This window comes from Desulfofundulus thermosubterraneus DSM 16057, from assembly GCF_900142025.1.
Classification (GTDB): domain Bacteria; phylum Bacillota; class Desulfotomaculia; order Desulfotomaculales; family Desulfovirgulaceae; genus Desulfofundulus; species Desulfofundulus thermosubterraneus.
This window is the reverse complement of sequence record NZ_FQZM01000009.1, coordinates 87,001-97,723: the sequence shown is the minus strand read 5'-3', so window position 1 is coordinate 97,723 and position 10,723 is coordinate 87,001. Positions and strand designations below refer to the sequence as shown.

Below are 10,723 nucleotides of genomic sequence, written 5' to 3'. Positions count from 1 at the left end.
ATCCGCCGACCAGAAACCGGCCGGCCTGGTTTGCTGCCGTGTTCAGAGAAAAGTTGCTGGAAGCACGGGCGGAAATTCTGGCCCTTAAGAAAAAATATCCGTTTAACCGGTTTTGAGCGGTATTACCACCGGCTGCCTCTTTCGGGTAGCCGGTTTTTCTTTTTTGGGTTTTCGATGGAAATGCCGGCGGAATTTAAAAATTATTTTTGTGATTACCGGTTTAAAATGAGAATTTCCTTTGTTCCACCAGTTGGTTGCCCCAATTTAATTTAAAGATTTTTCCCGAATCAATTTGAAAATCTACAATATCTTCCACACAAAATTTGTTTCTTATTGATGTCAGCACGCCGGGGGAATACAAAGAGGGCCACATCAAAGGTTCACTGCCGGGAGATTTAAGACTGCTGCGGACCAGGTCGGAACAATACCTGGAGTCGCTGGGAGCAACGCCATCAGATGCCATTGTGCTGATATGCGAAACGGGCAGCAAAAGTTACCGGGTGGCGGAAGTATTATTAGGTACCAAATACCAAAATGTATATAACCTGGCCGGCGGTAAAATTGACTGGGTGCGCGAAGGATATGATTTGGTTACGGAGGACGGCAAGAGTTAAGTTTACCTACTATGGTTCTTGAACGCCTACAGCAAACAAGGTATCCCCCGGCAAACATCACCCCCACCACAAAAGCGGCCAGGGCAACAAAAAGCAGGTTGCACCTGAATCAGTCAATTTTCCACACCCCTCATTGGTGGTTTTGATCTTAATACCGCCATGTCGCGTTTTTAACGCATTGCATAACAACGGTTAATCCAGTGTATACATTAAAAATATTGCCCCGGGTCCACCGGCCGGCCGTTAACCCGGACTTACAAATGCACATGCGGCCCGGTGGACAGCCCTGTATTGCCCACCCTGGCGAGCACCGTTCCCGGGGAAACCTGCTCCGATCGAAATCCCCCGCCAGGTGCGATGCCCCCTGGGCCCTTTTAAGGGCTACGCCCTGTTAAGCGAATATCCTTAGTAACGCCCGCAATGGCAATGTGCTAAATGTGATAAAACACTAGCAGAACCAGTAATCCCACCAGCCAGCAATGGGTGCGTGAAAAACGTTTCTGTCGTAACGAAGTTAAGGCCAACATACATACGGCTAAAAGTATCGACCAAGTAAGTACTCCAGAAATCATCTCAGCCTTAACATGTATCCAGGCTCCCCACCCTCGCCGTCCGTTAAGAGCCCAAAGACCATGCAGGGTTAATACCACCAGGCAGGTCAAAGCTAAGTAGTGATGAATACGTGCTAAAAAGGTTACTTCCCTTTGCCAAAGGTGTAAGCGGCGTAAAAAAAATGGCATAAGGGTCCCTATGAGCAGTAATAAACCGAGCCAGCCAAGGAATTCAACCATATACTATTCCTCCCTTAATTATTTAAAATAACCTGAACAAACCGCCCTTGCCCACGGCCACCACCAATAAAATGGTGGCCGCGCCCACAATAATGCCCAGGGCAGTGAGAAAGGCCCGAAATTTATAGAAACCGCCCCTGAAAACCCACCCCTTTGTGGGGTGGATCGAGCGGGGCATCGCCCGTTAGGGCGACAAGTGTATTCACAAACACCCGTTCTAGCACTATAATCATGGTATGAATGGAAAAACGAACCACTGTGTCTACAACATCAATTACCATATCGTGTTTTGCCCAAAATACCGGCACAAGGTAATTACCGGCAAGGTAGAAGACGTCGTAAAACCGACAATCCAAGAAATCTGCAACGCTTACGGATACACACTCATCCAGATGGAAACCATGCCGGATCACCTGCACATTTTTGAAACCTTCGGGACGAAGCCCCCGGGCTTGTCCCGGGGGAGGTTCACCGCGGTCTTCGCTTGGAATAGCGCGGTCCAGCATAGCTTCCACGTAACCCTGAACCGAAGTCAGGGGAGTGCGCAGCTCGTGGGATACGTTGGCCACAAAATCCCGGCGCAGTTGATCCAGTTTCTTGAGTTCTGTAATGTCCTGCAATACGCCCACAGCGCCAAAGTTGTTGCCTGCCTGATCAATTAACGGAGAAACGTGGACGAGGAAGTAGCTATGCCCGTCATCGGGCGTATATTCCCTGCTGCACGTCTCCCCGGATGCCAGTACGGCTGCAAACAGTTCTTTTAACTGGCTGTCCGGAACAGGTTCCCCATAGAGTTGCACTGTTAAGTCCGCAGATTCCCCCAAGCCGAGGGTGCGGATCGCCTGTCTGTTAAGCAAAATCACCCGGCTTGAGCCATCCACAGCCACCACACCTTCGGCCATGTTAGCGAGGATATTTTCTATCTTCTCCTTTTCCCGGGCCAGGGCGCCCACGGTCTCTTCCAGGGACATGGCCATCCGGTTGAAATTTTGCGCCAGGTAGCCGAATTCATCAGCGGATTTAAGCTCGATTCGCTGCCGGTAATCTCCGCCCGCTATCTGCACCGCAGCGTCGCTTAACCGGCGTAGTGGCCGGGCTATGGAGCGGGATAAATATAGCCCCAGCAGGGCCGCCAGCAAAAGGGCGGGGAGTGCGGCCAAGAACATTAACCTGCGCACAGCTCCCACCGCGTCAGTTACGTCCGCCAGCGGAGCTGATAAAAACACTGCCCCGGCCACTTCGTTATTTACCTCGACAGGTACTGCCACAAAGATAACCAATTGTTCAGGACGTGGAAGATAGCCCGCCTGGAAACGGTTTTCCCCTCCAATAATATTTGGGCGTCCGCGGGTTCCAGCCAGAAGCGCCGGGTATTGTTGTAGAATTCGCTGCGGGCCATCAGCATAAGAATATCCTTGCTAATCATAACCATGCGGTTTTCCCAAAAACGGTTTAATGTGTCCACAACATCAGCGGCGGGCCGGTTCTGCTCCGTATTTTCCGCGATAATCCGCGCCACTTCCCGGCCTTTATTCAACAATTCCGCCTCTTTGGCAGAGTAATAATAATCCCCCAACAGGTAGGACATTGGCCATACCCAGCACAAGTAGGGTGATTAAAATGATGGCGATGTATGTGGACATCAGCTTGCCGAATAAACTTTTAAACATTCAGTTTCCAACCTCAAATTTATAGCCCCGGCCCCACACTGTTTTTATGTACCGGCGGCCCGTATGGGCGCTTAGTTTTTCGCGTAAACGCTTAATATGGGTGTCCACTGTGCGGGGATCGCCCAGGTAATCATATTCCCAGATTTGCTGCAAAAGCTGCTCCCGGGTCCAGACCTGGCCGGGATGGCAGGCCAAAAACCACAGCAGGTCAAATTCCTTGGGAGGCATCGGCACAACCCGCCCGTTCATTTCTACATTTTTAGCGTTGTTATCTATTACCAGACCAGGCCAGGTAATTACCTGGGCGTTTTTTCTTTCCTCCGCCTGGTCCCTTACCGGTTCCTCGTCCTCCACGACCAGTATGGTTCCGGTATGCTCCTGCACGCTTGGCACCTCCTTTCCCGACTGATTGTACAGGAATTTTTTAACTGTTTTCCCTGCGTGTATTATACACACTAATTGTGAACAAACTGTGAAAAAAGATTGGAAAGTTTGTGAACTAATGCTATGCTTTTAGGGTCCGCATGTCCGGGTAGACTACCCTTTCTTTGGGGTCAGGGACTGCTGTTGCAGTCCCGGGTGTAGGGACGCGGCTACGCAGTTAACTAAGCGGTTTTACTGACCCCCAAAAAAGCGTCGCGCCGCAGAGTACCCTCTGCGGCGCCTTTCCGCCTCTCCCTTATCCCCGCTTTTCTATTTAGCCGTCCTGGTTGTCCTGCGCCATTGCCGCGCCCGGCTAACCAGCGCTTCCGCCCACTGGGGCACGGCCAGCGCATGAATGTGGTTGTAGGCCGCCAGAACACCCTTGTAGACGAGACCGTCTTTCTCTCCGTCTATCCCGCAGCCCCGCAGCACCCGGAAAGCGTAGCGCAAATCCGGATCCATGTTCACCAGGCGGGAGTGGTGAAATTCATGCCCCCGGATGAGACTGCCGGTGGGGAAAAAGGGGTTTTCCCCCGTTACTTCCACTACTTCATACCCGTGGCCGCAGGGCCTGCCATCCATCACCACATCAAAGGGCAGTGCGCCGCACATCTGGTAGGTGCGGCCCTGCCAGGTCAGCAGGCGGCCCAGATACATCAAACCGCCGCACTCCGCATACACCGGCAGGCCGGCTTCAATGGCCCGGCACACGGATTTACGCAATCCCTCATTTGCCTCCAGCTGACCGGCAAATACCTCGGGAAAGCCGCCTCCAATGTAAAGGGCGTCCACTTCCGGCAACTCCCAATCCCGCAGGGCGTCGATAAAAACGAGCCTTGCACCGGCTTCTTCCAGTGCCTCCAGGTTTTCAGGGTAATAGAAGGAGAAAGCCCGGTCACGAAACACGCCGATCAATGGACCGCCGGTGCGCGGTATTTCCCCGACAGCTTTCACGCCACCGGAAATATCCTCCAGGGGCGGGGCCTGGCGGGCAATGGCTAAAATCCCCTCCAGGTCCAAGCATTCCCGGGCCACCCGGGCAATTTCCTCCAGCGTCTGATCCAGCTCGTCCCGCTCCCCGGCAGGAATTAGCCCCAGGTGGCGGTCGGGGATGATTAACTTTCTGCCCTTGGGGATCACGCCCACTACGGAAACCCCGCAGTATTTTTCCAGGGCCCCGCGCAGCATTTGTTCGTGGCGCGGGCGCGCCACTTGATTTAAGATTACCCCGGCGACAGTTACCTGCGGATCGAAATGCATAAACCCCTGTACCAGGGGGGCCACACTGCGGGTCATCCGGGTGGTGTCGACCACCATAATCACCGGCGCGGCAATGGCCTTGGCTATTTCCGCGGTGCTGCCGCTCCCCTCCAGGTCCACGCCGTCAAAAAGGCCCATAGCCCCTTCCACCACGGCTATGTCGGCATCACGGCTGTGGCGCACGAAGGAAGACCGGATTGTTTCGCGGGACATGAGAAAACCGTCCAGGTTGCGGCACGCCCGCCCGGCTATGCGGCTGAGCCAGCTGGGGTCTATAAAGTCCGGCCCCTTTTTAAAGGGCTGCACCACCAGTTTTAAGCCATAAACCAGGGCGGCCAGCAGGCCAATGGTTACCGTTGTTTTTCCAGAGCGGCCCCGGGGTGCACCAATTACCAGACGAGGTATATGATGTTGCTGCATTTTTGTTTCACTTCCCTCATGGCACTCATGTCATGCCTCACGCCGAGCACCCCGTACCATGAAATGGGCACAGCCATAAGCTACACTGCCGGATAAACCGTCGCCTGCCGGCATTCATTGCTTAAGTCCGTGCCCCGAAAGCAGTTTGCAGATAGGTTGGTCGCCCTGAAGCCGGGCGACCCGTTAATTTAACCAAAAATAAACGCACATTGCCGGTTATTCCCGGTATTACACGCAACCGGTCGGTTTCGGCAACCCGGCCACTTTACAGGCACCCTTAGCCGGGCCGGACGGGAACAACTCGTAAATCTTCTTCAGGCTAAAGCCGGTCTCTTTGCAGAGCTTGCGGATCATGGGGGCAATCTGGAACTGCAGGTAGTAGTTGCGCAGGTAGTTGACTACCTTCCAGTGCTCCTCGGTCAACTCGGAGATACCTTCCTGAGCAGCGAGCGCCTTGGCTACATCCTCGTTCCAAAGACTCGGGTCAACAATGAATCCGTCCTCGTCCTGCTCAATTTCCACGCCATTTACGTTGATGGATGGCATGTGCTTAACACCTCCATTAGTTTATCATTGTTTAACATATGCCTTTCCCCTAACCCACAAAAGTTCACTTGTTTATTAATAACCCCGGGCCAGATGCCTATGGAGCCCGTGTGGAGCTCGACCACCCCCTTAAAAGAATATCACTCCTCGATAAACAAGTCAATGATTTAAGAAAACTCGTTTCCTTGCAGCTTACTTCCAGACCAGGGCCATGCCTACGAGGTCAATTAAACCTTTAACCTCCACTCCCAGCTCGTGCTCTTCTACCATTGGATACAGCTGGGCCTTGCAGATGGAGCACGGTGCGCACAGGATGCCGTTTCCGTCCTTGCCCACCCCGGTGGCCCGGACCTGTTCGGCCTTTTTCTGGGAGAATTTTATGCGCAGCTGGTACATTTCGGGGTCATCAAAGAGTATCGCCGAACCGCCGCCGCAGCAGAAATTATTTTCTTTGTTCGGATACATTTCCCTGAAATCGGCCACACATGCCCGGATCACCGTACGCATTGTTTCAGCCAAACCGCAGGCCCGCACGTAGTTGCAGGGGTCGTGAAGGGTTACCGGACGGCCGAGCTTGTACGGGTCCAGCTTCAACTGGTTGGTGCGGATGTAGTAGGCCACTTCGTCGTGAATGTGGGTAATGGGCCAGCGGAGGGGTAAATCGGCCATACCCGGGAGGTACATCTTCCATGCCCGCCAGCCGTGACCGCACTCGCCCCAGACGATCTTTTTGACGCCAAGTTTCTGGGCTGCATGCAAAAGGCGTGTGAAGTTGTGCCGCATGGTGTGCTGCTGGTCGAAAAGCAGGCCGAAATTACCCGCCTCGGTGATGGTGCTGGGTATGGTCCAGTTGGCGCCGATATACGTGAAAAACATCCCCGCACCCATCAACGTATACGGGTTGAGCAAGAAGTCGGCGGAGGAGGGCACGTACATGATGTCTGCCCCCTCTTTATCCACGGGAAATTCCACGTCGACGCCGAACTCATCTTTAATTTCCTCGGAAAGAAACTCCAGGGTATCCACAATGGCCGGCTTGGTCAGGCCGGTATGGTTGCCCGTCCTTTCCATGGCCGCCCCCACACTGGCATGCAGCTTGGGCACAATGCCGAGCCAGTGGAGGATCTGGCGTCCAATCATGGTCACCTCGCAGGTATCGATGCCAAAAGGACAGACATGGGCACAACGCCGGCACTCGTTGCACTGGTAAAAGTAAGAATACCATTGTTCGATGATGTCCAGGTTCAGGTCCTCCGCCCCCACCAGTTTACCGAACCAACGCCCTTCCAGGGTAAAGTAGCGCCGGTATATTTTCCGGATCAGCTCCGCCCGGTTGGTGGGAATATTGTTCGGGTCCCTGGTCCCCAGGTAGGTATGGCAGTTTTCGGCACACAGGCCGCATTTCACGCACGACTCCATGGCCAGCACGAAGGAACGGAACTTCTTGCGCATCTCGTCCAGATACTGGATAGCCATTTCAACCTTTTGGTCATCGGGTACCGGCTCGATGTGTATCTGGCGCATCTCCTCGGCTGAGGCTTTTGCCGGCATTTTCAATCCCTTATACTCTGGCAACTGTTACACCCCCTCTAAGCCACGTCTGTGCTGCTGGCGGACGAAAGGCCGGTTCCCCTGGCCCGGGCAGCGGCCACGTCCACGTTGGGCAACCCGGGAGCCGGCTCCTTATAGACCCGGTTTTCAATCCAGCGCATGCCGAACATGCCAAACAGGTGCATCAGCTTGCTGAAGGGGAGGATCATAATCAGGATCTGGGCCAGCAACAAGTGGATGATGAAGAAAGGATTACCTTCGGGAATCGCTGCCGGCTGGAACAGGATAAGAGTAGTAAAATACTCCTTTACCGGTTCGTAGTGCATACCGTATTCCGGAACCAGGCGCATGAAGTTGCCTATGGATACAATGGAAATGAGCAAAAGCAGCATGAGGTAGTCGCTCGGGTTGGACACCTGCCTGACCTTGTCAATGGCAATCCGCCTGTACAAGAGGTACAGCAGCCCGGCCAGCAGGATTATTCCAAAAACCGTTCCCAGCAGGTTGGATAAATACTTGCTCAGGGCTTCAGACGCCCCCAGGTAAACAAACTGTTTGCCCAGGAAGTAAAAGCCCACCACGTGACCGCCAATCACATTGAGCAAAGCTATATGCATGGGCCAGGCGCCTACCCACAGCGGGCGGTCGAAGTTGAAGACGTTGCGAAAAAGCAAGATTTCCCGCAGGTAAATGCCCGCAACCTCTGTTTTGGTCTGGGGAAAGGGTGAAAGGGTAATGTTATGCACGATACGCGATGCCGCCCAGCGCCAGAGGCGGTAAACAACCCCGAGAACAAAAACGGTAACCGTTATATAGGGCAGTATTTGGGCAATAAAGTAGGTCACAAATCGACACCTCCTCTTTTACTTCTCCCCCACAGCCCGTACCTGCTTTATTTAATGACCCGCCATTAAACCCCTCCCTTTCTACCGGTATGATTTATGGTCCTATAGAAAAAAATAACTTTCACGATTGATTATTCGGCATGGTTTTTGGCGATTCCTGCTCAAGGAAAAAATTACTTATAGCTGGTTCATACCCCTTAGAACGTCTTCAGCAAGCCGGCCAACAGCTTTTTTAATTAGCTGTCCGCTCTCGTAGAGGACTATTTCCGAGCCGTCTCCCCGCAGCGATTCCAGTTCCTTCCTTATCCCGGTTTCTCCCAGGGCACCGAGGATAAGGACGGCATAACCCCGCGATTCCGGTTTGTTATGCCAAAGGAGGGGGGTAAAAAGGGACGAAAACTTCCTGAGCAGTTCCGGGTTTGCGCAGGCAATCCTGTGCAGGGCCCGCAGGGCATCCACCTGCAGGTGTTCCTCATGTACAAGTGCCAGTAAAGCGGGAAGATATCCGGAAAATTTATCAATGGAGTTACCCATAATTTCCCCCACGGCGTCAAGCGTTGCCCAGATCGACGCACCGGAATCGGCAAGGGAATTTATCAGCGCTTTCAAAAGCTCGGATACTATACCGGGGTTTTCCAGGGCAATCACTTTGGCCGCCCTGCCCATCAGCTCAGCCGCCCGCAAACGGAGGAGAGGGTCACTGGCACACAGCAACCGCCTTAACAGCCAGAGAATCTTGTGGTCCTGATGGGCGGCCCGGAGCACGTTTTCCACCCGGTACTGCTTCACCCAGGCCTCCAGTTCTTTTTTGGAAACTTTTTTCCTTTCAATAAAATTTAAACCTGCTTCTTTTTCTTTTTTTATGGATATACAAGAAACAGGAGGCCCGTCCGGCAATACCCCGGCACCTCTGCTGTTTAACTTGATGAAATAAAGGGCTCCGACTATTTTCCTGCCCTCAAAAAAACCTCCCGGAATGATCAGGTGGTTTTGCGGATCGTAATTTTTGACGATCTCTTCCCGGTAGTCTTTATCCGGGAGCAGCCCCCAGGCCATATCCCAGTCCATGTTGCACGCAAACACCAGTGCTTCTATGAAAGCGGAACCCAGATTCCGGCCCGAGACGTCAAAGGCGTATACCGCGCCGCAAGTACAGGAACCGACGGGCATTCCAGGCGAGTTTGCTGTAGCCTCCACCTCTTGAGGTCGCTCAATGTTCATGCCACAAAAAGGACATTCGGGTATTTGAACATAGTCCTTTAAAGGAGGCCTTCCCCTCATGATCGACTCCCCATGTTTATTTTTCACCGGGGCCCGGTATTTCAAAGGTCGCGCAGGTATTCCCCGGGCTGCACGACTTGGTGACCACTTTCGGCGCGCTCCCGCCCGCTCCCGTCTTGTCCACGTAATTGACCCGGCTGATCACACGCTCGAAGGAGTCGGACTGGCACTGGGGGCAGCGAATTTCCACTTGCTCATTTGGGTTCAAGAACAGTTTTTCGAAAAGACCGCCACAATTCAGGCATCTGAACTCGTAGATGGGCACAAGCAGTTCCCCCTGTCATCCTTTTATTTTTCGAGGTATGGTTCCATCTCCTTCAAAAAATCCGGATGAGCCTCAAATCCCAGCTCCAGGGCACGTTTCAGGTGTTCGGCGGCCCGGATCATATCCCCCTTCAAATAATAAGCGTAGGCCAGGTTGTTATGACCCAGTGAAAAATCGGGTGCCATTTCCAGCAGTTTTTGGTTGGTCTCTACCGCCCGATCCAGTTCGCCTTTTTGGAGATAGGCGTTGGCCAGGTTGCACCATGCCTGGACTATTCTGGGGTTTAACTCTATTGCTTTGTGGAGCACTTCAATGGCCTCATCGGTTTTTTCCATCTGCAGGTAGGCAAACCCCAGATTGGCATAACCACGGGCATAACGGGGTTCGATTTGCACCGCCCTGCGGTTGCATTCCTCTACTTTTTCCAGGTTTCCCTGTTTGAAATAGATATAACCCAGGTTGACGTAAGCCTCAAACATCCGGGTTCCATCGGCAATGGCTTCTTCAAAGAGGGTTTTTGCTTCCTCCAACCTGCCCTGCTCCATGAGCATTACCCCCAGGTTGTATTTGGCCGTGGCACAACCGGGGTTGCTCTGCAGCATGTTCACCTGTTTTTCCATAAAGGTTTGGGAGACGTTGGCGTTTTCCATGGTACACCCCCCATCCGGCAAAAATTAAGGCCGCTACTCGTAGCGAATAGCAAGCCGTTCCGAGCGCCATCAGAACAAAAAATAACCAGGCCTGGTAATTTAATATAAAGTCTATTGCTGTGGCTCGTCGGAAGCGCACCTGTCCTTCAAGCCGTACATGGTTGTGCTGCCGGTGGAGAAGTAGATCAGCGTTCCTTCGTTGATCAGCTCGCTGGCAGCCTTCTTAATTTCCCTGGCCTTGGCAGTGGGGATCTTTTCCTGTACTGCCTTTTCCATATCCTTAAAATAGAATCTGGTTTTCTTGCTGGCACTGGCAAACTCTAAAATCGCTTTTTTAATCTCTTCCATCAGATAATCCCACCCTTTCTATCGCCATAAATAGAAGTGACCGGGGCAGGCGTTTTGTG

The 10,723-nt window shown here is 52.9% G+C and carries 12 protein-coding genes; 1 reads left to right on the top strand and 11 read right to left on the bottom strand.

What is annotated here, in order from left to right:
- Positions 1-323 precede the first annotated feature (323 nt).
- Positions 324-614 carry a rhodanese-like domain-containing protein gene (locus BUA65_RS04420; RefSeq protein WP_072867549.1) on the top strand — a complete coding sequence of 97 codons (291 nt, stop codon included), beginning with the start codon at positions 324-326 and terminating at the stop codon, positions 612-614.
- A 913-nt stretch (positions 615-1,527) separates the two neighbouring features.
- On the opposite strand, the gene BUA65_RS19315 is transcribed toward BUA65_RS04420, so the two are convergent.
- From BUA65_RS19315 to BUA65_RS04350, 11 genes are all read right to left on the bottom strand, one after another.
- Entirely contained in the window at positions 1,528-2,631 is a 1,104-nt protein-coding gene (locus BUA65_RS19315; protein WP_084062055.1) for a HAMP domain-containing protein, read from the bottom strand.
- Positions 2,632-2,651: 20 nt separating this feature from the next.
- Positions 2,652-2,993 (bottom strand): hypothetical protein, encoded by a 342-nt coding sequence (locus BUA65_RS04395; RefSeq protein WP_072867548.1) that lies wholly within the window; start codon positions 2,991-2,993, stop codon positions 2,652-2,654.
- Between the two features lie 82 nt (positions 2,994-3,075).
- Complete coding sequence (locus BUA65_RS18780) at positions 3,076-3,459, bottom strand: winged helix-turn-helix domain-containing protein (protein WP_242656227.1); 384 nt, start codon at positions 3,457-3,459, stop codon at positions 3,076-3,078.
- Between the two features lie 309 nt (positions 3,460-3,768).
- Positions 3,769-5,178 (bottom strand): cobyrinic acid a,c-diamide synthase CobB, encoded by a 1,410-nt coding sequence (locus BUA65_RS04385; RefSeq protein WP_072867547.1) that lies wholly within the window; start codon positions 5,176-5,178, stop codon positions 3,769-3,771.
- Between the two features lie 228 nt (positions 5,179-5,406).
- A complete protein-coding gene (locus BUA65_RS04380) occupies positions 5,407-5,724 on the bottom strand; it encodes a TusE/DsrC/DsvC family sulfur relay protein (protein ID WP_072867546.1) in 318 nt (105 codons plus the stop codon).
- A 192-nt stretch (positions 5,725-5,916) separates the two neighbouring features.
- Positions 5,917-7,299: a sulfate reduction electron transfer complex DsrMKJOP subunit DsrK gene (dsrK, locus tag BUA65_RS04375; RefSeq protein ID WP_207543849.1), complete on the bottom strand. Its 1,383-nt coding sequence runs from the start codon at positions 7,297-7,299 to the stop codon at positions 5,917-5,919.
- A 14-nt stretch (positions 7,300-7,313) separates the two neighbouring features.
- Positions 7,314-8,120 carry a respiratory nitrate reductase subunit gamma gene (locus BUA65_RS04370; protein WP_072867545.1) on the bottom strand — a complete coding sequence of 269 codons (807 nt, stop codon included), beginning with the start codon at positions 8,118-8,120 and terminating at the stop codon, positions 7,314-7,316.
- Positions 8,121-8,297: 177 nt separating this feature from the next.
- Positions 8,298-9,401: a DVU0298 family protein gene (locus BUA65_RS04365; protein ID WP_072867544.1), complete on the bottom strand. Its 1,104-nt coding sequence runs from the start codon at positions 9,399-9,401 to the stop codon at positions 8,298-8,300.
- Between the two features lie 16 nt (positions 9,402-9,417).
- On the bottom strand, positions 9,418-9,666 hold the full coding sequence (locus BUA65_RS04360; RefSeq protein ID WP_072867543.1) for an FmdB family zinc ribbon protein: 249 nt from the start codon (positions 9,664-9,666) through the stop codon (positions 9,418-9,420).
- Between the two features lie 23 nt (positions 9,667-9,689).
- On the bottom strand, positions 9,690-10,316 hold the full coding sequence (locus BUA65_RS04355) for a tetratricopeptide repeat protein (RefSeq protein ID WP_072867542.1): 627 nt from the start codon (positions 10,314-10,316) through the stop codon (positions 9,690-9,692).
- A 111-nt stretch (positions 10,317-10,427) separates the two neighbouring features.
- Positions 10,428-10,664, bottom strand: a complete 237-nt coding sequence (locus tag BUA65_RS04350; protein ID WP_072867541.1) for a dissimilatory sulfite reductase D family protein — start codon at positions 10,662-10,664, stop codon at positions 10,428-10,430.
- Positions 10,665-10,723: the final 59 nt, after the last annotated feature.

Bases quoted from the DNA above. Each gene is read 5' to 3' on its own strand.
- BUA65_RS04380 (WP_072867546.1), bottom strand. From the start codon at position 5,724: ATGCCATCCATCAACGTAAATGGCGTGGAAATTGAGCAGGACGAGGAC.
- BUA65_RS04385 (WP_072867547.1), bottom strand. From the start codon at position 5,178: ATGCAGCAACATCATATACCTCGTCTGGTAATTGGTGCACCCCGGGGC.
- BUA65_RS04355 (WP_072867542.1), bottom strand. From the start codon at position 10,316: ATGGAAAACGCCAACGTCTCCCAAACCTTTATGGAAAAACAGGTGAAC.
- BUA65_RS04350 (WP_072867541.1), bottom strand. From the start codon at position 10,664: ATGGAAGAGATTAAAAAAGCGATTTTAGAGTTTGCCAGTGCCAGCAAG.
- BUA65_RS04365 (WP_072867544.1), bottom strand. From the start codon at position 9,401: ATGAGGGGAAGGCCTCCTTTAAAGGACTATGTTCAAATACCCGAATGT.
- BUA65_RS04395 (WP_072867548.1), bottom strand. From the start codon at position 2,993: ATGTCCTACCTGTTGGGGGATTATTATTACTCTGCCAAAGAGGCGGAA.